This is a genomic window from Streptomyces sp. NPDC020884 (assembly GCF_044333935.1).
In the GTDB taxonomy this organism is placed as follows: Bacteria; Actinomycetota; Actinomycetes; order Streptomycetales; family Streptomycetaceae; genus Streptomyces.
Genome location: NZ_JBIRRY010000001.1, coordinates 1,455,402 through 1,477,473 on the forward strand (window position 1 = coordinate 1,455,402; position 22,072 = coordinate 1,477,473).

The window sequence follows — 22,072 nt, forward strand, 5'->3', positions numbered from 1 at the left end:
CGGCTCCTGTTAGGTCCCGCGGGCTCTCGTCTGTTCCCGGTACGCGTCGGTATGGGGGAAGCGAGCCTGCCAACCCCGCGTGACAGGCTCGGTTCCCCCGTATTTCCCGGCCGTTACGTCGCATGACGCCGGGATGTCGTCCCGAACCCTCCTACACCTCCGCGTAACCGAGCTGGGCCCGCGCGGGCACGGGTGCGGGGCGGCGAAGGTATACCGCCCAGGTGAGGGCGAAACACACCCCGTAGAAGGCGAGGAAGGACCAGAAGGCCGCGGTTCCGGTGCCGGAGGCCTGGAAGGACTGGCGGAAGGCGAGGTTGATGGCCAGGCCGCCGAGTGCGCCGACGGCCCCGATGAGGCCCATGGCCGCGCCGGAGAGCCGTCGGGCCCGCGCGGCGGCCGCCTCGCCGGAGAGCCCCCGGGCGAGGGCCTTGGTGTGGAAGATGCCGGGGATCATCTTGTACGTCGATCCGTTGCCGAGGCCCGTCAGGACGAACAGGGCGATGAAGCCGACGAGGAAGACGGGCAGCGAGGCGCTCCCCGAGGCCTGGATGACGACGCCGGTGGCGGCGGCCATCGCGGCGAAGGTCCCCAGGGTGATCCGCGCGCCGCCGAACCGGTCGGCGAGCCGGCCCCCGACGGGCCGGATCAGGGAGCCCAGCAGCGGGCCGATGAAGGTGAGCGAGGCCGCCTGGAGCGGGGTCCGGCCGAACTGGGTCTGGAGCACCAGGCCGAAGGCGAAGCTGTAGCCGATGAACGAGCCGAAGGTGCCGATGTAGAGGACCGACATGATCCAGGTGTGCGGATCGCGGACGGCCTCCAGCGCGGCCCCGGTGTCGTTCTTCACCGGCCGGAGGTTGTCCATGTACAGGGCGGCGCACACGGCGGCCAGCACGATCAGCGGGAGGTACACGCCGAGGACGATCCGGGGGTGCGAGGCCCCCAGCGTGCCGATCACGAGCAGGCCGATGAGCTGGACGACGGGGACGCCGATGTTGCCGCCGCCCGCGTTCAGGCCGAGCGCCCAGCCCTTCTTGCGCAGCGGGAAGAAGGCGTTGATGTTGGTCATCGACGAGGCGAAGTTGCCGCCGCCGATCCCGGTGAGCGCCGCGACCGCGACGAACGTGCCGTACGAGGTGCCCGGTTCCATCACCCAGAACGCGGCCAGGGTCGGGACCAGCAGGCTCACCGCGCTGAAGATCGTCCAGTTGCGGCCGCCGAACCGGGCGACGGCGAAGGTGTACGGCACCCGCACCAGCGCGCCGACGAGGGTGGCGGTCGAGATGAGGAAGAACTTCCCGGCCGGGTCGATGCCGTACTCCGGTCCCATGAACAGGACCATCACCGACCACAGGGTCCAGATGGAGAATCCGATGTGCTCGGAGAGCACGGAGAACCACAGGTTGCGGCGGGCGACGCGCTCCCCCTTCTCCCGCCAGAAGATCTCGTCCTCCGGCTCCCAGGTCTCGATCCAACGGCCTGCCATCACGTGCCTCCACAGGGGGGTCGGGGTGTTGTCCCCGACGCTAGGGAGCGTGCGTTTCGGTGCGGTGCCGTGAGGTGACCGGTGGGCAACCTTGCTCTCACCGGGCTGTTGCCGACCCGGTGAGATGCGGTGTGCCCGCTACCGTCTGCCGTCCGGCCACCACTGCGGCCGACGCCTGGCGGCGAGGTCCTCGGCCCAGCCGAAGACGACCACGCAGAGCGCGATGAGCGCCCAGGTGATCAGCAGAACGGGCACCCAGCTCTCCAGCAGCCAGGGCACGTTCTCGCTCAGCGCGTCCACGGACCAGAGCCGGTCGTAGAGCGTGGCAGCGGCCAGGATGCAGACATTGTGCCAGAGGTAGACGGTCACAGCCCGTGAGTTGAGCAGGGTGACGGGCCGGTCGAGGACGCGCAGCCGCCTCGGCCACTCGGTCCAGGAGGGGCTGTAGTGCAGCAGGAGCAGCACACAGCCGAAGGACCACAGGGCCTGGGCGAGCGGGATGGAGTCCAGGTCGAAGCCGCTGCGGAAGCCTTCGTGGCTCGCCCACCACAGCCCCGCGCCCGCGAAGAGCGGGGCGATCGACGGCACGGCGTAGGCGGGCAGCCGCTTCAGGACGCCTTCCTGGTGGGCCATGCCGAGGACCCAGCAGGCGCCGAAGGTGGAGAAGTCGGTGATCGCGGAGTCGAGGCGGTCGGTGGTCGAGAACAGCTCCAGGCGCATCACGGCGGCGAGGGCGAGCGGCGCCAGCAGCGTCGGCCACGGCAGCCTGCGCAGGCCGCGCAGGATCAGCGGGGAGAACAGGACGAACCACAGGTAGGCGCGGATGTACCAGAGCGGCCCGGCCAGTTCCTCGGGCCAGCTCTCCCCGAGGAAGCCGTCGATGCCCGCCACGTCGAAGGCGTACGGCGGGTCGCTGAGCGGCAGCACCCAGTACAGGAGGTGCTGCCACCACCAGCCGGGGTGGCCCTCGGCGTCCGGGCCCCAGCCCTGGGCGACCATGCCGGTGACGCCGATCGCGCCGAGCAGCCACAGCGGCGGCAGCAGCCGGCGGACGCGGCCCCGGATCACCTGGACGGCCGGCCGCTTCAGCGAGCGGGCCATCAGCGTCCCGGCCAGCGCGAACATCACGCCCATGGAGGGGAAGACGATGGGCAGCCAGGCCCAGCCGGTCAGGTGGTAGAGGACGACCCGGAAGAGGGCGAGGGCCCGCAGCAGGTCGAAGTACCGGTCGCGGACCGGCTTCACGGGGGCGGGCCGCGGCGGGAGAGCGGGGTCCGGGGCGGCGGTCCTCGGCAGGGGCGGGGCGGTCATACCAAGGGCCTCCGGTCCGTGCTGTCGCCGCTGACGGGCCCGGTGTCGGCGGCCGCCCGCCGCGGGCGCTGGGCGGACGAGCCGCCGGGCGCCTCCACCGCGCCCGTGCGGCGCAGCTTCTGCCAGCGCAGCCGGCCGCCGGTGAGCGCGGTGATCCAGGACTGGAGCAGCACGACGTACATGAGCTGGCGGTAGAGGATCTGCTGGAGCGGCAGCGAGATCAGGTGCACCATGCGTTCCCTGTCCAGCCGGAACGCGTACGCGGCGCAGACCGCCTGGACCACCAGGACGCCGAACCAGGCGGCGACGGTCTTGCCGGTCGGGCCGAAGACCAGCCCGTACAGCAGGAACACGTCGATCAGCGGGGCGAGCAGCGGGGCGACGACCATGAACAGGGAGACGAACGGCAGCCCGACCCGTCCGAAGCGGCCCGAGGGCCCGCGTTCGATCACCGCGCGGCGGTGCTTCCAGATGGCCTGCATGGTGCCGTACGACCACCGGTAGCGCTGCGACCACAGCTGCTGCACGGACTCCGGCGCCTCGGTCCAGGCCCGCGCGTTCTCCGCGTACACGACGCGCCAGCCGTCCCGGTGCAGGGCCATGGTGACGTCGGTGTCCTCGGCGAGGGTGTCCTCGCTCATCCCGCCGACCCGGTCCAGGGCCTCGCGGCGGAACGCCCCGACGGCTCCGGGGATGGTGGGCATGCAGCCCAGGACGTCGTACATCCGGCGGTCCAGGTTGAAGCCCATCACGTACTCGATGTGCTGCCAGGCGCCGATCAGCGAGTCCCGGTTGCCGACCTTGGCGTTGCCCGCGACGGCGCCGACCCGGGGGTCCCCGAAGGGCTGGACCAGCTCGCGGACCGTGGACGGTTCGAAGACGGTGTCGCCGTCCATCATCACGACGATGTCGTAACGGGAGTGCCTGATGCCGTTGTTGAGGGCGGCGGGCTTCCCCGCGTTCTGCTGGCGCACGACCCGGACGCGGGGCAGCCGCATGGCCTCGACGAGGTCGGCGGTGCCGTCGGTGGAGCCGTCGTCGATCACGATGATCTCGATGGGGTGGTCACTGGCGACCAGGGAGCGCACGGTCGCCTCGATGCACGCGCGTTCGTTGTACGCGGGGACGAGGACGGAGACCGGCCGGGTCAGCGGTTCGCCCCAGCGGAAGTCCGTGCGGCGGACCCTGCGGGCGTGCAGGAACGACAGCAGCAGCATCAGCCCGAAGCGGGCGAGGACCAGGACGCCGATGACGGCGAGCCCGACGACCAGGACGCCGGTGATCCGCTCGGACACCGCGACGGCGGAGACGAACGCCTTGCCCTTCCACAGGGCGAACCCGGTGACCGGGGTGTGCGCGCTGGGGGCGTCCAGGGCGGTGGTGAGCCGGGTGAAGGTGTAGCCCCGCGCCGTGAGGTCCGGCAGCAGGGTGTCGAGCGCGGCCACGGTCTGCGAACGGTCGCCGCCGGAGTCGTGCATCAGGACGATGGCGCCCTCGCCGCCCTTCGGCGTGGCCCGCTCGACGATGGCGCGGACCCCGGGGCGCTTCCAGTCCTCGCTGTCGGTGTCGTTGACGACGGTGAGGTAGCCGCGGCTGCCGATGTACTCGGTGACCGGCCAGGACCTGTTGTCCATGGCGTCCGAGAAGGAGGAGTAGGGCGGCCGGAAGATCGAGGTGCGGATGCCGGCCGCGCCCGCGAGCGCCAGCTGGTTCTGCGACAGCTCCCAGTCGATGCGCTCGGTGGACTGGTAGGAGAGGTCGGGGTGGTTGAAGGTGTGCAGGCCGATCTCGTGGCCCTCGGCGACCATCCGCTCGACCAGTTCGGGGTACCGGGCGGCCATGTTGCCGGTGACGAAGAAGACGCCGTGGGCGTCGTACTCCTTCAGCTTGTCGAGCACCCTGGGCGTCCACACCGGGTCCGGGCCGTCGTCGAAGGTCAGGACGATCCGGCGGTCGGGTATGCGCAGGGTCTCGGCGTCACCGGAGCGGGCGTCGATGACGGGTCCGCCGGTCAGGACGTCCGTCGGCACGTGGGTGGTGCGGTCGGCGCCGCGGACCCGGTGGTCGGCGAGGATCTCGCTGTGCACGTATCCGCGCAGCATCAGCATCGCGAGCAGGGCGACGAGGAACGTCGTCGGCAGGAGGTAGCGCATGGGGAGCCTGAGCCGGCTCCGGCCGCGTGACGCCTTCCTCGATCTGCCGTTCCTGCCCCGCGTGGCGGGGGAGTTCATTTACGGGGCGCTCTCTTCTTGCACCGGCGGGTCGGGAGTCTCGGCGGGCGGGGTCGTCGGGGCTGACGGCTCCGGCTCGGGGGACGGCGGCGGTGGGTCGACCGGCGGTTGGGCGGTCGAGGTCGTGGGGGCCGGCCGCGTGGCGCTCCCCGCACCGTCTCCCCCGGCGCCGCGGGACGGGCCCGCCGACGTGGACGCGGAAGGGCTGCCCGTCGATCCGGCGGGCACCAGCACGGAGGTGGCCGACGGGGCCGCGCCGCCGGGCGCACCGGACTCGGCCGACGCGGAGCCGGACGCGCCGGGCCCCGGCTCCGGGGAGTCGCCGGACGGTTCGCCGGCGGTCTCCTCGGGTGCGGGGGCCTCCTCGGCCTGCTCCGCCTGCGCCTCCTCCTTGGGCCCGGACAGGGGCAGCCAGGGGGCGCTGGAGTTTCCGCCGAGGACGGCGAAGACCAGCGTCACGGCGTACGCGGCGCAGACCGAGGCGAGGACCCAGCCCAGACGTCGGAAGGTCTTGCTGCGGCGACCGCTCTCGTCGACGAAGACGGGGCCGTCGGAGCCGTCCGGCGGGGCGGGTTCGCCGGGCAGTTCGGCGAGCTGACGGCCCAGCCCGTCGAGCTGGATCGTCGCGTCGTTGGGCTCATGCGTGTGCCCGGTTCTCTTGCCTTCGCGCCAATTGTCCACAGGTGCAGCCCATCCCCCACTCAAAGAATCAGGCACACGGATTTTGACTGGTTCTTTACTGTTGGACTGGGCCCCCACCCGTCCGCGAACCTGACATTCATGCACCCGGACGAAGAATGTAGCGCACGACATTGACGCCCAAGTGCCCCTGAACGGAGTTGATCAGGAACGGTTGCGCATCAGTGACAGATCGCCCTCGGGGAGCCAGCAGCCGGATGGCTCCACCATCCATCCCTCGGCAAGGGCCAACTGGCCAGTAGCGTTCCGCAAGGCGTCCAGACCGGGGTGGTTCAGCCCCTTGCGCCAGACCAGCGCCACCGGCGAAAGCGGAACCGGATCGACGAGCGGGCGCAGCACCGTTCCCGGCAGCGGCGGGAAGCCGACAACTGCGAGCACAGGGTGTCCAGCTTTCGACATGACCCGCTGAAATTCAGCCACACCCACGGCGAGCGGAATGGGCGGGGCCAGCTCGATGTCCCAGGCGGCGAACAACTGTGCGGCGAGGTCGGTCCACTCCAGCGTCCGCTCGTTGCCCGCCCCCGCGTAGACGGTCTCCCCGGACAGCTCGGACAGAGCGACGACCTCCCGCACGGCGAGGGGATGAGAGACGGGCAGCATCAGGGCCATCGGCTCGTACCGCACCGGCTGTACGGACAGCTGCGCGAGCACCCCGGGCACCAGCCCGGCGGCCCGGCCGAAGGAGGCGTCCAGCCGGCCGGCCAGAATCTCGGCGGCGGCCCAGGTGAGACCGGACTCGAAGCGGGCCATCAGCTCGCACTCCGGCGCCAGCTCCCGGGCCCGCGCCAGCACCCGGGCGGGGGTCGCCCCCTCGCTGTTCAGGTCGACGAGCAACGGCCGGGCGGGCCCACCGCTGAAGGCCCCGGCGAGCTCGGCGTGCGCGTCGAGCACCCGGCGGGCGTACGGCAGCAGACGTTCACCGTCCGGCGTGAGCGCGACCTGCCGGGTGGTGCGGACGAACAGCTCGGCGCCCAGCTCGCGCTCCAGCCGCCGGATGTCCCGGCTGAGCGCCTGCTGCGCGACGAAGAGGCGGGCGGCGGCCCGGGTGAAGTGCAGCTCCCCGGCGACGGCGAGGAAGGCGCGCAGGAGACGGGGGTCGGTGTCGGCGGGAGGCACGCCGCGAATCTACCGCGCGGGACGCCATTCACAACACGGCTGCGTGAATCGGTACGCAGAAGGTGTTGGACCGGGACGGCGGGGCACGGCCAGCCTGGGTGTATGCCGATACCCCGTGCCACCGGCCGCCCGGAGACCGCCACTCCGTCGGGAGCTTCCGGCCGTCCGGAGGCTGCCACTCGACCGGTGCCTTCCAGCCGCCTGGAGGCCACCGCTCCGTCGGAAGCTTCCGGCCGTCCGGAGACCGCCACTCGACCGGTGCCTTCCAGCCGCCTGGAGACCGCCACTCCGCCGGGAGCTTCCGGCCGTCCGGCGGCCCCCACTCCGCCGGGAGCTTCCGGCCGCCCGGTCGCCCCTCCCCGGCCCGTCCTCGTCGCCCGCCCGGACCGGGCCGCCGCGCCGCCGTCCACTCCTCTGCTCGCCTTCGCCGGCGGCCAGTTGGTCGCGGCCCCGCGCTCCGCGCCCGGGAGCGCCGGGCGGCGGCGGCCGCGGAACCCGTACCTCTGGCTGCTGGCCACCCCCGGGGCGCAGGCGTTCACGGCGGGCAACCTGATCGCCCGGTTGCCGATGGGGATGCTCAGCGTCAGCGCGGTCATCATGATCGCCGGATCCCGGGGTTCGTACGCCCTGGCCGGGGCCGTCACCGCGACCGGTCTGGCGGCGACGGCGGCCGTCGCGCCCTTCACCGCCCGGCTCGTGGACCGCTTCGGGCAGGCGCGCGTCGCGGTGCCCGCCACCGCGCTCGCCGTCCTGGGGTCGCTGGCCCTGGTGCTCTGCGTCCACTACGACGCCCCGGCCTGGACCCTGTTCGCCGCGTACGCCGCGACCGCGACGACCCCGAACACCGGCGGGATGTCACGGGCCCGCTGGGCGCATCTGCACCGGGGCGACCCGGCGGCCCTGCACACCGCGAACTCCTTCGAGCAGGCCGCCGACGAGCTGTGCTTCATGCTGGGCCCGGTGCTGGCCGCGACGCTCTGCGGGGCGCTGTTCCCGGAGGCGGGCACGCTGGTGGGGGCGGCGCTCCTGATGACCGGCGTCCTCCTCTTCGCCGCCCAGCGCGCCACGGAACCGCCGGTCACCCCCCGTACGAAGACCGTGGCCTCGCCCCTGCGCACGCCGGGGATGCCCGCGCTGCTGGCGGTCTTCCTCGCCACGGGTGCGGTGTTCGGGGCGCTGGAGGTGGTCTCCATCGCGCATGCCGGGGGCGCGATCCTGGCGCTCCAGGCGGCGGGGTCGTGTGCGGCGGGCCTGGTCTACGGCTCGCTGCGGCCGGCCCGGAATGCCCACCGCCGACTGCTGCTGTGCCTGGCCGGAATGACGGCGCTGATGTCCCTGCCGATGCTGGCCGCCACCGGGTCCGCCGGCCTGCCGGTCCTGGCGCTCTGCCTGCTGCTGGCGGGCGCGGCGACCGCGCCGACCATGGTCACGGGCATGACGCTGGTCCAACGGGCCACACGCCCCGAGCAGTTGAACGAGGGCATGACGCTCGCGGTGACCGCGCTGCTGGGCGGGGTGGCGGCCGGCGCCGCGACGGGCGGCTGGCTGGTCGAGCACGCGGGGACGTCCCCCGGCTACGCGGCCCCGATGTCCGCGGCGGCCCTCGCCCTGGTCATCGCGGGCGCGGGCCTGCGCAGGACGGCTTCGCCCCGCACCTACGGACAGGTCAATGCGGCAGCGCCGAAGGGGAGTTGACCTGGCCCGATGGCTGGGAGAGGCTGATCCCGGCCGTTGTTCACGCGTACTGGGGGGACTTCTCGCATGGCGACCACGACCGGAGGCCTGCGCGTCGGGCCGGACTCGGCCCCGGACCGCTACCGACTGCGGCGGTCCATCGGACGCGGCGGGGAGGCGGTGCTCTACCTCGCCGACCTGGAGCTGTCCGGGGAGGCCGAGCCCGTCGTGGTGAAGGTCCTGGACACCCGCACCACCATGACGGCCGAGGGCTTCGCCCGGATCAGCGCCGCCTGGAGCGACCAGGCGGAACTGCTCCGCTTCGTGCACCGGGTCGGCGTGATCGGCGTGCGGGAGCACTTCGAGGGCCCGCCCCCGCACCCCCCGGGCCGGGCCGGGGAGAGCACCGGCCGCTGCCTCTACCTGGTGATGAACCACGTGGAGGGCCTGGACCTGCGGGACTGGCGGGCCGAACGCACGCTGGAGACGCCCGCCGAGCGGCGCGAGGCCGTGCGCTGCCTGGAGCAGCTGGCAGAGGTCCTGGACCGGCTCCACTCGGGCAGCGCCACCCCGTCGGGCCGCGTGGTGGTGCACGGCGACCTGTCGCCCGGCAATGTGATGGTCGACGCCGACGGACAGGCCACCCTGGTCGACTTCGGGCTGAGCAAGCTCGCCCCCGAACACCGGACGACCGAGGTCTGGTTCACGCCCGGGTTCGCCGCACCGGAGGTGCACGAGGGCGTACGGTCCCCGGCGGCCGACCGGTACGCGTTCGGCGCCATCGCCTACTTCCTGCTCAGCGGCGAGAGCCCGCCCACGGCCCCGGAGCAGCTGCGGGAGCGGTTCACCGCGCTGCCGGAGGTCGCCGGCCTCCCGCCCGAGCGGCGGGCCGGCCTGCTCGCGCTGTACGACGCCGACCCCGGCGGCCGCCCGGAGTCGCTGACCGGCTGGGTCCGGCAGTTACGCCCGGCGGTCGTCACGACGACGTCCCGCGCCCGCACCGCCACGGCCCCTCCCCCGCCCACGGCCCCGCCGCCCGGAATCGCGCCGCCCGGAGCCGCGCCCTCCACGCGCCCGCACTACGTCGCGCCGCAGCCACCGCCGGCACAACCACCGGCACAACCACCCACGCAGCCGCCCACGACGGCCCCGGACCCGAGGCGCTCCCGCCCGAAGTACCTGCTGCCGCTGGGCGCGGCGGCAGCCGTGACGCTGCTGGTGGCAGGCGGATTCCTGGGCTCCCGACTGGCCTCCGGCGACGACGACGGCGACACCTCCTCCGGCAAGCGCCCGGAGGCGACCCGTACGGTCACGGAGACCCCCACGACACAGCCGAGCCCCGAGCCCGGCACCCCGTCGGGAACACCCGAGGAGCCGACGGCCACCCCGTCCGGCACCCCGGACGCCACGCCCTCCTCGGAGCCCGCCCGGAGGGAGCCCCAGTCCCTGACGGCGCTGACGCCGGTGGACGGTCTGGAGTACTCCACCGAACCGGTCGTCCTGAACACCCGCAGCTTCGACACGGCGATGAGCACGGGCCTGCCCTGCTCCGGCTTCACCTACGCCACCGAATACAACCTGGAGCGGGCGTGGTCCACGCTCCGGTTCACCGGCGGCATCACGGACAGCTCGCCCCAGTCTCAGGGCAAGGTGACCCTGCTGGGCGACGGAAAGGTCCTGGCGTCGGGCGCCCTGTCCCTGGGCGAGGAGCGGAAATTCGAGGTGCCGGTCGCCGACGTGCTGCGGCTGCGCATTCAGCTCACCACGGTCTCGGGCAAGTGCGGCCGGAGCAGCAGGGCCGCTTTCGCCGACCCCGTGCTGGAGCCCTGACACACCCCTGGGCGTGCCCGGCACACCGGGCACGCCCAGGGCATGAGAAAAACCTCCGCCCCGCGAGTGAACTCGCGGGGCGGAGGCTTACATGGGGTGGTGGAGATGGCGGGAATCGAACCCGCGTCCAACGGTGCGGAACCAGGGCTTCTCCGAGTGCAGTTCGCTGCGCTTTTCTCGGCCCCGGAGGTCACGCGAACAAGCCTCCGACAGGCCCAGCCACTGTTTGATTTCCTTCTCGGCCCCGTGGCCGGGCCGAGAAGTTTAGATCCCTAGTTGATGCCAGGATCCGGGTCGGGACCACCCCCGGGCTGACACTCCGCAGAGTCTTCGCTTAGCTGCTAATTAGGCAGCGAGGGCGAAGGCGGAGGAATCGCGCTTGGAATTGGCGATTATTGTTTGCGACATATGGTTTACGAGATCATTGCCGCTTCCTCGACTCGCTTCCCCTGCTTCGACATCCGCTGTCGAAACCGATCATCCCCATGTTGATTTTTCAAAACGCACACCTTCGCTGAGGTGCACGGCCCATCGTACGTGACCAACGCCGGACGATGCCAGCGTATTCCTGCCCAGCGGGCCGGTCAGGCGCTGCGCTGGCGACGGCGGGCCGCCGAGATGGCGCGGTTCGTCTCCCTCGTGTCCTGCTTCTCGCGGAGCGTCTGCCGCTTGTCGTACTCCTTCTTGCCCTTCGCGAGCGCGATCTCGACCTTCACCCGGCCGTCCTTGAAGTACAGAGCGAGCGGCACGATCGTGTGGCCGCTCTCCTGCGACTTGGACTCCAGCTTGTCGATCTCGGCCCGGTGCAGCAGCAGCTTGCGCTTCCGCTTGGCCGCGTGGTTGGTCCAGGTGCCCTGGACGTACTCGGGTACGTGGATGTTGTGGAGCCAGGCCTCGTGGTCGTCGATCTGGATGAAGCCGTCGACCAGGGAGGCCCGTCCCATCCGCAGGGACTTGACCTCCGTACCCATGAGGACGAGGCCGCACTCGTAGGTGTCGAGGATCGTGTAGTCGTGCCGCGCCTTCTTGTTCTGCGCGACCATCTTGCGCCCGGTGTCTTTTTCCTTCGCCATAGTGCGGTCATTTTCGCACTACGACCCACCCCCGAGGCCACTCAATACTGTCTCGGCCCGCTGCCGGGCCTTCTCCCGCACCACGAGATCGGGTGTGATGCCCTTCCCGTCGACGTTGCGGCCGCCCGGAGTGCGGTAGTGGCCGACGGTCAGCTCGGCCACCGAACCGCCCGGAAGCTTGCTCGGCATCTGCACGGAACCCTTGCCGAAGGTGGGCGAGCCGACGGTGACCGCGCGGCCCCGGTCCTGGAGCGCGCCGGTCAGCAGCTCGGCGGCGCTCATCGTGCCGCCGTCGACCAGGACGACGACCGGCCGGTCCGTGTCACCGCCCGGGTCGGCGTACAGCGCGTGCTGATCCCCGCGCACGTCGTACGTGGCGACGAGCCCGCCGTCCAGGAAGGCGGAGGCGGCGACGACGGCCTCGGCGACGAGTCCGCCGGAGTTGGCGCGCAGATCGAGGAGTATCCCGGCCTCCCCCGGCGCGTCCCGGACCGCGTCCCGGACGTCGGCCCCCGCGCCCTTGGTGAAGGCGGCGACCTTGATCAGCACCGCCGAGGAGGGCTCGGTCCCCAGCCGCCGCACGGTGACCGCCTCGGTGGCCAGCCGGGCCCGCTCCAGCTTCTCCGTCCAGCTCCGGCCCTCCCGGACCAGGCCGAGCTCCACCGGGCTGCCCTCGGCCGCCCCCGTACCGTCCCCGCGCAGCAACGCGACGACCTCCGCGACGGGGCGTCTGGCGACGGCGCGGCCGTCCAGGGTCCGCAGCAGGTCGCCGGCGCGGATCCCGGCCCGGTCGGCGGGACCGCCGGGCTGGACGCGGGACACGGTGACGTCGCCGTGGGCGGTGCGCTGGGCGGAGAGCCCGACGCCGGTGTAGGAGCCGTCCAGCGCCTGCTCGAACTCCTCGTACTCCCGCTCGTCGTAGACCGCCCCCCAGCGGTCCCCGCTGCGGCTGACGACCTCCTCGGCGGCGTCCTTCACGGACTTCCCGTCGGCCTCGGCCTCAGCGGCGGCGTCCTCGATCTCTTCGCGGTCGACCGGGGCGACGGTGGAGGAGACGGCACGGGTCTGCGTACCGGGCTCGGGATCGTCCTGCGGCAGCGAACCGGTCGCGGCGGCGGTGGCGAGAGCACACCCGAAGACCAATGTCAGGGCCGCCCCGCGGCGAAGACCGCGGGGCCCGAAGCGGTGCGCAGAGCCCGACATGGCGACGAGTCTAGGACAAGCCCCCCGGGGCGCACGGGCACTCGCCCGCGCGCCCCGGGAGGCGTACGTCACCACGAGCAGGAGGACACCGGACCGTTCACGTCACGGGAGGGCCGGAATTCCCGCCGGCCCTGCCAGGAGCGGCCGGTTCAGCTGCGGTCGGATCAGCGACACCTGCGGCCGCCGGCAGGGCGCCCTCCAAGAGGTAGACAAGGTCGGCGTTGAGCGACCGCCGCTCGCGCCTGGCGTGACTGGTCAGCCGAGCGTGAAGGTCGGCCGGGAGCCGGAGAGTGAGTCGAATATCGGAATCCATGGAGCCACGGTGTCACTGCGGCATTAAATTGACACCATGACGACACCATCCCAGGTCGACGGTATCGGGTATGCCCGGTACACGTACCGACTCCGGGTGTCGTCTACCGCCCTCGCCGCACTGATGTCCGAATGGGATCGGTGCCGCTGGGTCTGGAACCAGTGCGTCGCAGAATCCCGCGCGGCACACAGGGGTGAAGAGAAGTGCGGCCCGGCGCGGTTGGACAAGATGCTGACGAGTTGGCGCGCCGAGCAGGAATGGCTGCGTCAGGGCGGGTCCGTGCCGCAGCAGCAGATCATCCGCGATTTCGCCGCGTCCCGCGCCAAAGGACTCAAGGACATCAAGGCCCGGCTCCCCGTCAACCGGCGCGCGGGAATGCCGAAGTTCAAGAAGAAGGATCTCTCCGCCCCGACCCTGAGCTACACCCGACGCGGCTTCCGCCTCAAGGAGGGTCGTCTGCATCTCGCAGGCGGCATCTCTCTGACGGTGGTGTGGTCACGCCGACTGCCCGACCAGCCCTCGAGCGTCCGCATCCACCGCGACAGCATCGGCCATTGGTACGCCTCTTTCGTCGTCCGAACCGAAGCACAGCCATTGCAGGAGACGGGCCGGAGCATCGGCATCGACTGGGGCGTCAAGGAGACGGCGACCAGCTCGCGGTGGAAGACTTCAGGCCGAAGTTCCTCGCCCGGTCGACGATGGCCCGCAAAGCGGCCGACGCAGCCATCACTGCCACCAAGCGCGAACTGATCAACATGGCGCGCAAGCACCGGCGCACCCTGCATCTGGTGCACCCTGCGCACACCACCATGGACTGCGGACACTGCGGAGCGAGAGCCAAGCACGCACTCCCGCTGTCGGAACGCACCTACACCTGCACCGCGTGCGGAGCCGTGTCCCCCAGGGACAGGAACTCCGCACGCGTGATGCTCGTCCGGGCTGGTCTGGACCCGGCTGGCGCTGATCGCGGAAGACCTGACAGCCCGCCGGGCTGCCGGGCGGCGTGAGCCAGGAATCCCCCGGCTTCAGCCGGGGGAGCACTCAAACCTTCAGGTACTTGCGCAGCGCGAAGAGAGCGGCGACGGCGGGCATCAGCAGGCCGATCGCGAGCACGAGCGGAAGCTTGGTGAGGACCGCGTCCCAGCCGATGAAGTTGATCAGGTTGAGCTTCTCCTGGAGCGCGAGGCCGCCGTCGATCAGGAAGTACCGGCCACCGAGCAGCATCGCGCAGGCCAGTACGCCGCCGATCAGGCCGGCGACGGCCGCCTCCATGATGAAGGGGGCCTGGATGTAGAAGCCGGAGGCTCCCACCAGGCGCATGATGCCCGTTTCACGTCTGCGGCTGAACGCGGAGACGCGCACGGTGTTGACGATCAGGATCAGCGCGATGACCAGCATCAGGATCATCACGTAGATCGCGACGACGTTCATGCCGTTCATCAGCTCGAAGAGGTTGTCCAGGATGGACCGCTGGTCCTGGACGGACTGCACCCCGTCCCGCCCGGCGAAGGCCGTCGCGACGACCTTGTACTTCTGCGGGTCGTCCAGCTTGACCCGGAAGGACTCCTGCATCTGGTCGGGCGTGATGTTGCCCGCCATCGGGGAGTCGCCGAACTGCTCCTGGTAGTGCTTGTACGCCTCGTCGACCGTCTCGAAGTGGACCGTCTCGACAGCGTCCATCTTCTCCAGATCGGTCTCGATCTGAGTCTTCTGCTCCTTGGTGACAGCCCCCTTGGCGCACTTGGGCATGTCCTTGGCGTCGTTCTTGTTGCAGAGGAAGATCGAGACGTTGACCTTGTCGTACCAGTAGTCCTTCATCGTGCTGACCTGCTCGCGCATCAGCAGCGCACCGCCGAACAGGGCGAGCGAGAGGGCGACGGAGACCACGACCGCGAAGGTCATCGTGAGGTTGCGGCGGAGACCGACGCCGATCTCCGACAGGACGAACTGGGCGCGCATGGCGTCCTTTCAGTACTCGATGCTCGAAATGCACGAGGGGCCGGAGCCCCTCGGTCAGTGCTGGTAGCCGTAGACGCCGCGTGCCTGGTCGCGTACGAGACGGCCCTGCTCGAGCTCGATGACGCGCTTGCGCATCTGGTCGACGATGTTCTGGTCGTGGGTCGCCATGATCACGGTGGTGCCGGTCCGGTTGATCCGGTCCAGCAGCTTCATGATGCCCACCGAGGTCTGCGGGTCGAGGTTGCCGGTCGGCTCGTCCGCGATCAGCAGCATGGGGCGGTTCACGAAGGCGCGGGCGATGGCCACACGCTGCTGCTCACCACCGGAGAGCTCACCGGGCATGCGCTCCTCCTTGCCGCCGAGGCCGACGAGGTCGAGGACCTGGGGCACGGCCTTGCGGATCTCGCCGCGGGGCTTGCCGATGACCTCCTGCGCGAAGGCCACGTTCTCCGCGACCGTCTTGTTGGGCAGCAGGCGGAAGTCCTGGAAGACCGTCCCCAGCTGGCGGCGCATCTGCGGCACCTTCCAGTTGGAGAGCCGCGCGAGGTCCTTGCCGAGCACATGGACCATGCCCGTGCTGGCGCGCTCCTCGCGCAGGATCAGTCGCATGAAGGTCGACTTGCCGGAGCCGGAGGAGCCCACCAGGAAGACGAACTCACCCTTCTCGATGTCGAGCGAGACATCGCGCAGAGCCGGTCGGGTCTGCTTCGGGTAGGTCTTGGAGACGTTGTCGAATCGGATCACGGATGCACCACGGTCGGCCGGGAGTAGGTGAGCGTGACCATACGCGAACCGGGCTCACGCGTGCAGGCGGCGTCCGGCAATGGGCGATTTATGGCGGATCACCCCAGGGAACGAAACGGGTCGTGCCGGACCTTGTCCGGCGGGCCGCGCCGAAAACCCCGCGAGCTGGCACAGTGGTGGGGGGAACGGTTGCGTTTCCGTGAGCGTTGTGCGGAGAGAAAGCAGGCAAGCGGCTCCGCCGCGCGGGAGGAGGAATGCGCATGACCTATGACCGACTGGTGTGCGCGAACTGCGCGTCCCCCGTCAGCGAGGGCCGCTGCCGCGTCTGCCGTGCCGTGCGGCAGCAGATGCTGGAGGAGCAGGGCCAGGGCCCGCTGGCCGGGATGAGCCCGGCCATGCTGATCGCCCTGATGGTGGTGCTGCTGACCGCGCTCGCGCTGCTGGCGCACCAAGCGGCCTGATCAGGCCCGCACGGCCCCTCGGGGCCGCCCCTCATCGCCCCGTCGGGGCCGACAGACGTATCCGTACGGCCGCCTGAGCGGTCCGGACGCACAGAAGGGCCCGGGAGGCGTCGTACGCCCTCCCGGGCCCTTCGTCATGCTGTGCCGTCGCGCCTACGGGCCCGGCCTGCGCCCGCTACGCGTCGGTACGGTCCACCACGGTCCGCTACGGACCTAGGCGACCGTGCGACCGCCGCCGACCAGACGCGGCAGGATACGGAAGCCGATGCCGCCCGCGATCATCGTCGCGGCGCCGATGACCAGGAAGGTCGTCTCGGCCGCACCGGTCTCGGCGAGCTCTTCCTTGCCCTTGCTCTGCTCGACCGGCTTGTTGCCGACGCTGTCGGTGTCGGTGTTGTCGGTGCACTCGGCGCCGTCGAGGTCGACGGTGCAGCCGCCGGCGTCGTCGCCACCGGTGGAGCCGCCGGTGGAGCCGGCCGTGGACGAACCGGAGGTGCCGGTCCCGCCCTGGTCGCCGCCACCGTTGTTGCCCGAGCCACCGTTGTTGCCGGAGCCACCGTTGTTGCCCGAGCCACCGTTGTTGCCCGAGCCGCCATTGTTGCCGGAGCCACCGTTGTTGCCGGAGCCACCGTCGACGCCGCCGTCAACGCCACCATCGGCACCGCCGTCAGCACCGCCATCGACGCCACCGTCAGCACCGCCGTCAACGCCACCATCGGCACCGCCATCGACGCCACCATCGGCACCGCCGTCAACGCCACCGTCAGCACCGCCATCGACGCCACCATCGGCACCGCCGTCAACGCCACCGTCAGCACCGCCATCGACGCCACCATCGGCACCGCCATCGACGCCACCGTCAGCAGCGCCGCCGTCAGCACCCGCATCGACGCCGCCCGGGTCGCCGCCCTCGGTGGTGCCCTCGATGAGGCCACCGATGAGACCGTCCTCGGTCTCGTCCTGGGTGGAGATGGTGGACTTGCTGGAACCGTCGAGGTCCAGCGCCTGCGCCGCACCGGCCGCAGTCAGCGAGGCACCCGCCGCGATAACCGCACCAGCGGCTATCCGCGCGACGCGAACACGCGTCTTCTTCGTCATTTGCTGCTACCCCCAGTAGCCGATCTCGTCATTGGAGCAGCCATATGCGGGCCGCGGGCCCTGCGGGGATTCGCTCTCGGCAAGGCCACGTCGTGTCGTGGTCACCCCGCCCGCCCCCGGTTCACACCCGTCCCAGACATACGCATGCTGCTCTAGCACCCTGGCCAGAGTTAAGGATTACGTCAAGGCCGTTCCGTGCACTAGGCACCGGTATGGGGGTTCTTGACGGCTATTCGGAAGCACGACTGTGACGCATCGGGCACAGGTTCTCCTCGCTCCGGCCGGGCCCTTCCCCAACGCAGGCGGGCCCGGACAGTCGCCTGTCCGGGCCCAACATCCGTACCGCCGAGGTTACTTCTCCCGCTGCTTGCGCCAGCGGATGCCCGCCTCGACGAAGCCGTCGATCTCGCCGTTGAAGACCGCTTCGGGGTTGCCCATCTCGAACTCCGTACGCAGGTCCTTGACCATCTGGTACGGGTGCAGGACGTACGAACGCATCTGGTTGCCCCAGGAGTTGCCGCCGTCGCCCTTGAGCGCGTTCATCTTCGCCTGCTCCTCCTGGCGGCGGCGCTCGAGGAGCTTCGCCTGGAGGACGTTCATCGCGGACGCCTTGTTCTGGATCTGCGAGCGCTCGTTCTGGCAGGAGACGACGATGCCGGTGGGCAGGTGGGTCAGGCGGACCGCGGAGTCCGTGGTGTTGACGCCCTGTCCGCCTGGGCCCGAGGAGCGGTACACGTCCACGCGCAGCTCGGACTCGTCGATCTCGATGTGGTCCGTCTGCTCGACGACCGGGAGCACCTCGACGCCCGCGAAGGACGTCTGGCGGCGGCCCTGGTTGTCGAACGGCGAGATGCGGACCAGGCGGTGGGTGCCCTGCTCGACGGAGAGCGTGCCGTAGGCGTAGGGGACCTGGACGGCGAAGGTGGTCGACTTGATGCCGGCCTCTTCGGCGTACGCGGTCTCGTAGACCTCGGTCTTGTAGTTGTGCCGCTCGGCCCAGCGGATGTACATGCGCTGGAGCTTCTCCGCGAAGTCGGCGGCGTCGACGCCGCCGGCCTCGGCCCGGATGGTCACCAGGGCCTCGCGCGCGTCGTACTCGCCGGAGAGGAGCGTGCGGACCTCCATCTCGTCCAGCGCCTTCTTCACCGACTCGAGCTCGGTCTCGGCCTCCGCCTGGGCGTCGGCGTCGCCCTCGTCCGCAGCGAGCTCGAAGAGGACTTCGAGGTCGTCGATGCGGCCGCGCAGGGTCTCGGCCTTGCGGACCTCGGCCTGGAGGTGGGAAAGCTTGCTGGTGATCTTCTGGGCCGCCTCCGGGTCGTCCCACAGGGACGGCGCCGCAGCCTGCTCCTCGAGCGCGGCGATGTCCGCCCTCAGCGCATCCAGGTCCAGGACGGCCTCGATCGACCCCATGGTCGAGGAGAGGGACTTCAGCTCTTCGGAAATATCGACGACTGCCACGGGTCCAGCGTAACGGCTGGGCGGATGAAGCTTGCCCTCGCCCGGGAACCGGTCCGGACGAAGGGCTCGCTCACGGGGTGGCGGGGGCCGAGTTCTCGCTGTCCTGGGGCGTCGGGTCCCCGTCGCCGCCGCCGGTGGCCAGCCAGCCGCCGACCGCGACGGCCGCGCACAGGACGAGGGCGGCGACCCCGAGGGTGATGCGGCGCTTGCGGACGGCCGCCGCCTTGTTGCGGGCGGAGCCGGGCCGGGGCCGGCCGGGGGCGCGGGGGGCGCGGGCCGTCCCGAGCGGGCCGCCCGCCAGCTCGTCCGGGGCCGGGACGCGCATGCTCGTGTGGGTGTCCCGGTTGGAGTCGGGGGCGGAGCCGGGCACCAGCGGGACCGCCCCGCGGCGGCGGGGCTCCTCGGCGGCCGGGGTGTACTGCTGCTCGTCGTAGAAGGGGGGCTGCTGGTCGCTCTCCTCCGGGCCCGGTTCGTCCACCTCGAGCGGGGGGATGCCCGCCAGCAGGGGCAGCAGGTCGCGCAGCCGTACGGCGAGCTCCGAGGCGCGCAGCCGGGAGGCGGGGGCCTTGGCCAGGCACTGGACCAGGAGCTGCCAGAGCTCCTCGGGGATGCCGGGGAGCGGGACGACGGTCTCGGTGACGTGCCGGCGCAGGACCGCGCCGGGGTGGCCGCCGCCGAAGGGCGTGAAGCCGGCGAGCAGCTCGTAGAGCACGGTCGCCAGGGCGTAGATGTCGACGGCGGCGCGGGGCGGGAGGCCCTCGACGATCTCGGGGGCCAGGTAGTCCGGCGTACCGATGATCTTCGTGGCCTTGGTGCGGCGCGGGGTGTCGATGAGCTTGGCGACGCCGAAGTCGGTGAGCAGGGCGGGGTGGGCGCCGCCGGGGCCGAGCGGGCCCTCCATGTCGAGCAGGATGTTCTCCGGCTTGACGTCCCGGTGGACCACCTGGGCCTTGTGCGCGGCGGCCAGTCCGTCGGCGACGTCCGCGATGATCGCGGCGGCGGCCTCGGGGGCGAGGCGGCGCTCGCGGTCCAGCCGGGTGCGCAGGTCGGTGCCGCGCACGAGCGTCATGACCAGGGCCAGGTCGTTGCCGTCCACGACGAGGTCGCGGACGGCGACCACGTGCGGGTGGTCGAGTCCGAGCAGGGCGGTGCGCTCCTGCACGAAGCGGCCCACGAGCTCCTGGTCGGACGCGAGGTCCTCACGGAGCAGCTTGATGGCGACCGGGCCCTCGGGCCCTTCGCCGAGCCATACCGTGCCGGCGCTGCCGCGCCCCAGGATCTGGTGGGCCGTGTACCGGCTGCCGATATTCCGTGCCAAGACTGCTCCCTCAGCGGCTGGCGGTGGACCCCCGGTCGACAAAGTTACGCGGCGTTCGGGGTGTCACGTGCCCTGGATGGCACCGACCTTCACTTCTCCGGGTCAAATAGGCCCGGAGAAGTCGACAAAGGGACAGGATTACGGGTCGGAAGCCGCCCGACCGTTGTGGATCAGGCCCCGCCGGTGCTGTCGCCGACCTTGGAGATCCAGTCGGTGACCGTGCCGATCGCGTCGCCGATCGCTTCCCAGTAGCCCTTGCCCTGGGCTACCCAGTCCTGGAGCGGGGTCAGCTCCCAGATGAGCCAGCCGGCGACGATCAGGAGCACCACGGTGAACAGGCAGCCCTTGAGGCAGCCGAGTCCGGGGATGCGCATCGGGTTGGCGCCGCGCTGCCTCGGCGGACGCGGCTCACGCGGCGGGCGCGCGGCCGGCTGCTGGGGCTGCTGGGGCTGCTGTGGAGGCGCGTACTGCTGCCGCTGGGGCTGCTGCGGCTGCTGGTAGCGCTGTGGCTGATGTTGCTGCTGGTGCTGTTGCTGCTGGTGTTGCGGCGGGTACTGCTGGTGCTGCGGCGGCGGCTGGCGGCGCTGGGGCGGCTGCTGCTGGTGCTGCGGCGGCTGCTGCTGGCGCTGGGGGCGGCGGCGCAGCGGGTCCTGGCTCGGGTCGAGGTACTGGACCTGGGTCTGCTCGTTGCGGTCGCGGGCCGCCTGGAGCTGCGACTGCCAGGGGTGCGGGCCGTCCGGCTGCGGCGGCCCGTCGGGGCTCTGCGGCACGGGCGGCATGACGGCGGTCGGGTCGGCGTGGCCGCCGGGTCCGCCCTGGCCGCCGGGTCCGGTCTGCGGGAGCACGCTGGTGGCGGCGGCCGGGTCGAAGGAGCCCGCGTTGCTCGGCAGCACCTGTGTGGGGTCGGCCGCGCCCGGGGTCTCCGGGACGGCCGTGGGCGCCGGGTCGGGGGCGAGCAGCGCGCCCACCCCGTCGGCGGCGGCGATCTGGGCGGAGTTCGCGTGGACGCCGATGCCCGAGGCGACCGTACGCAGACCGCGGGCGAGGTTCTCGGCGCTGGGCCGCCGGTCCGGGTTCTTGCTCAGGCAGCGCTCTATGACCGTCCACAGCGGTGCGGGGACGGTGCTGGGGCGGCGGGGCTCCTCGCTGAGGTGCCGGTGCAGGACTTCCAGGGCGGTGCCCCCGGCGAACGGCGGGCGGCCGGTGACCAGCTCGTACAGCAGGATGCCCGCGCCGTAGATGTCCACGGCGGAGGTCTGCGGGCGGCCCTCGGCGGACTCCGGCGCCACGTAGGCGGGGGTGCCGACGAACTCGTGGGTCCGGGTCAGGCCCGGGGAGTCGGCCAGGCGCGCGATGCCGAAGTCGGTGAGCATCGGGTGCATCTGGCCGTCGCGCTCGTCGAGCAGCACGTTGGCGGGCTTGAGGTCGCGGTGGACGACGCCGTCGGCGTGGCTGGCGGCGAGCGCGTCCGCGATCTGCGCGGTGAGCAGTGCGGCGGCGACCGGGGTGAGCGGGCCGTTCTCGCGGAGGTACCGGTGCAGGTCGGGGCCGTCGATCAGGTCCATCACCAGGGCGAGCAGATCGCCCTCGACGACGAGGTCCCGGGTGCGCACGATGTTCGGGTGCGTGAGCCGGAGCAGGACGGAGCGCTCCCGCAGGAAGCGCATCACCACATCGGCGTCGTTGGCCAGCTCCTCCTTGAGGACCTTGATGGCCACGGTCTCGCCGGGCTGACCCGCGACGGCTGCCTCGGCGCCCGCGGTCTCCCGCTGGCGGGCTCGCCAGACGGTGCCCGTGGCGCCGCGTCCGAGCGGCTCCTCGAGCAGGTACTTGCTGCCTACCGGCCGCACGTCATGCGCTCCCTGCTGATCGTGGTGCTTGCGGTCCCCCCGGGCCGCCCGAATGTTCCGGCCCACTGTAGTGCCGCCGAACGGGGCACCGGAGGCTCATGTTTCGGGGGAAGACGCGCAGACCGGGCAGATGGTTGCCGCACGGCTGATCAGAGGCCGCTCGAACGTTCGGATGCGGGTGCAGGTTCCTGCCCGGCATACGGCAGGTTTCTGCCGGGGAACTCCTCCGATATCCGCCGGGAACCCCTCCG

General features: G+C 71.4%; 16 protein-coding genes, 1 other RNA gene and 1 pseudogene. 4 read left to right on the top strand and 14 right to left on the bottom strand.

The genetic code is table 11. From position 1 onward, the window contains the following. Positions 1-151: 151 nt before the first annotated feature. The 5 genes from ACH4UK_RS06595 to ACH4UK_RS06615 all read right to left on the bottom strand — a co-directional run bounded on the left by ACH4UK_RS06595 (position 152) and on the right by ACH4UK_RS06615 (position 6,840). Positions 152-1,483: a nitrate/nitrite transporter gene (locus ACH4UK_RS06595; RefSeq protein WP_398354851.1), complete on the bottom strand. Its 1,332-nt coding sequence runs from the start codon at positions 1,481-1,483 to the stop codon at positions 152-154. A 138-nt stretch (positions 1,484-1,621) separates the two neighbouring features. Further along, positions 1,622-2,794, bottom strand: coding sequence for an acyltransferase family protein (locus ACH4UK_RS06600; RefSeq protein WP_398354852.1), 1,173 nt, complete (start codon positions 2,792-2,794; stop codon positions 1,622-1,624). Beyond that, complete coding sequence (locus ACH4UK_RS06605; protein ID WP_398354853.1) at positions 2,791-5,025, bottom strand: glycosyltransferase; 2,235 nt, start codon at positions 5,023-5,025, stop codon at positions 2,791-2,793. The genes ACH4UK_RS06600 and ACH4UK_RS06605 overlap by 4 nt, the downstream gene beginning before the upstream one ends. Further along, the gene (locus tag ACH4UK_RS06610; protein ID WP_398354854.1) at positions 5,026-5,706 is read right to left on the bottom strand and encodes a hypothetical protein; all 681 of its coding nucleotides are present in this window, start codon (positions 5,704-5,706) and stop codon (positions 5,026-5,028) included. 162 nt (positions 5,707-5,868) lie between these two features. Then, positions 5,869-6,840, bottom strand: coding sequence for a LysR family transcriptional regulator (locus ACH4UK_RS06615; RefSeq protein ID WP_398354855.1), 972 nt, complete (start codon positions 6,838-6,840; stop codon positions 5,869-5,871). 438 nt (positions 6,841-7,278) lie between these two features. Between ACH4UK_RS06615 and ACH4UK_RS06620 the strand changes: the two genes are divergently transcribed. Further along, complete coding sequence (locus tag ACH4UK_RS06620; protein ID WP_398354944.1) at positions 7,279-8,535, top strand: MFS transporter; 1,257 nt, start codon at positions 7,279-7,281, stop codon at positions 8,533-8,535. A 66-nt stretch (positions 8,536-8,601) separates the two neighbouring features. Continuing rightward, complete coding sequence (locus tag ACH4UK_RS06625) at positions 8,602-10,344, top strand: phosphotransferase (protein ID WP_398354856.1); 1,743 nt, start codon at positions 8,602-8,604, stop codon at positions 10,342-10,344. Between the two features lie 97 nt (positions 10,345-10,441). On the opposite strand, the gene ssrA is transcribed toward ACH4UK_RS06625, so the two are convergent. From ssrA to ACH4UK_RS06640, 3 genes are all read right to left on the bottom strand, one after another. Next, positions 10,442-10,829, bottom strand: a transfer-messenger RNA (tmRNA) gene (ssrA, locus tag ACH4UK_RS06630). A 99-nt stretch (positions 10,830-10,928) separates the two neighbouring features. After that, positions 10,929-11,417: an SsrA-binding protein SmpB gene (smpB, locus tag ACH4UK_RS06635; protein ID WP_398354857.1), complete on the bottom strand. Its 489-nt coding sequence runs from the start codon at positions 11,415-11,417 to the stop codon at positions 10,929-10,931. 18 nt (positions 11,418-11,435) lie between these two features. Next, on the bottom strand, positions 11,436-12,620 hold the full coding sequence (locus ACH4UK_RS06640; protein WP_398354858.1) for a S41 family peptidase: 1,185 nt from the start codon (positions 12,618-12,620) through the stop codon (positions 11,436-11,438). 349 nt (positions 12,621-12,969) lie between these two features. Here ACH4UK_RS06640 and ACH4UK_RS06645 point away from each other — a divergent pair. Further along, positions 12,970-13,913, top strand: a pseudogene (locus ACH4UK_RS06645) (RNA-guided endonuclease InsQ/TnpB family protein); the annotation flags it as partial. Between the two features lie 61 nt (positions 13,914-13,974). Here the strand turns inward: ACH4UK_RS06645 and ftsX are convergent. Beyond that, a complete protein-coding gene (gene ftsX / locus ACH4UK_RS06650) occupies positions 13,975-14,892 on the bottom strand; it encodes a permease-like cell division protein FtsX (RefSeq protein WP_398354859.1) in 918 nt (305 codons plus the stop codon). Positions 14,893-14,946: 54 nt separating this feature from the next. Beyond that, positions 14,947-15,636 (bottom strand): cell division ATP-binding protein FtsE, encoded by a 690-nt coding sequence (gene ftsE, locus ACH4UK_RS06655; RefSeq protein ID WP_003968787.1) that lies wholly within the window; start codon positions 15,634-15,636, stop codon positions 14,947-14,949. 260 nt (positions 15,637-15,896) lie between these two features. Here ftsE and ACH4UK_RS06660 point away from each other — a divergent pair, with 260 nt between their 5' ends. Beyond that, entirely contained in the window at positions 15,897-16,097 is a 201-nt protein-coding gene (locus ACH4UK_RS06660; protein WP_003968786.1) for a hypothetical protein, read from the top strand. Positions 16,098-16,310: 213 nt separating this feature from the next. On the opposite strand, the gene ACH4UK_RS06665 is transcribed toward ACH4UK_RS06660, so the two are convergent. The 4 genes from ACH4UK_RS06665 to ACH4UK_RS06680 all read right to left on the bottom strand — a co-directional run bounded on the left by ACH4UK_RS06665 (position 16,311) and on the right by ACH4UK_RS06680 (position 21,821). Next, the gene (locus tag ACH4UK_RS06665) at positions 16,311-17,195 is read right to left on the bottom strand and encodes an LPXTG cell wall anchor domain-containing protein (protein WP_398354860.1); all 885 of its coding nucleotides are present in this window, start codon (positions 17,193-17,195) and stop codon (positions 16,311-16,313) included. A 351-nt stretch (positions 17,196-17,546) separates the two neighbouring features. Continuing rightward, the gene (gene prfB, locus ACH4UK_RS06670) at positions 17,547-18,653 is read right to left on the bottom strand and encodes a peptide chain release factor 2 (RefSeq protein ID WP_398354861.1); all 1,107 of its coding nucleotides are present in this window, start codon (positions 18,651-18,653) and stop codon (positions 17,547-17,549) included. Positions 18,654-18,723: 70 nt separating this feature from the next. Continuing rightward, positions 18,724-19,971: a serine/threonine-protein kinase gene (locus ACH4UK_RS06675; RefSeq protein WP_398354862.1), complete on the bottom strand. Its 1,248-nt coding sequence runs from the start codon at positions 19,969-19,971 to the stop codon at positions 18,724-18,726. Positions 19,972-20,141: 170 nt separating this feature from the next. Further along, entirely contained in the window at positions 20,142-21,821 is a 1,680-nt protein-coding gene (locus ACH4UK_RS06680) for a serine/threonine-protein kinase (RefSeq protein ID WP_398354863.1), read from the bottom strand. Between the last annotated feature and the right edge of the window lie 251 nt (positions 21,822-22,072).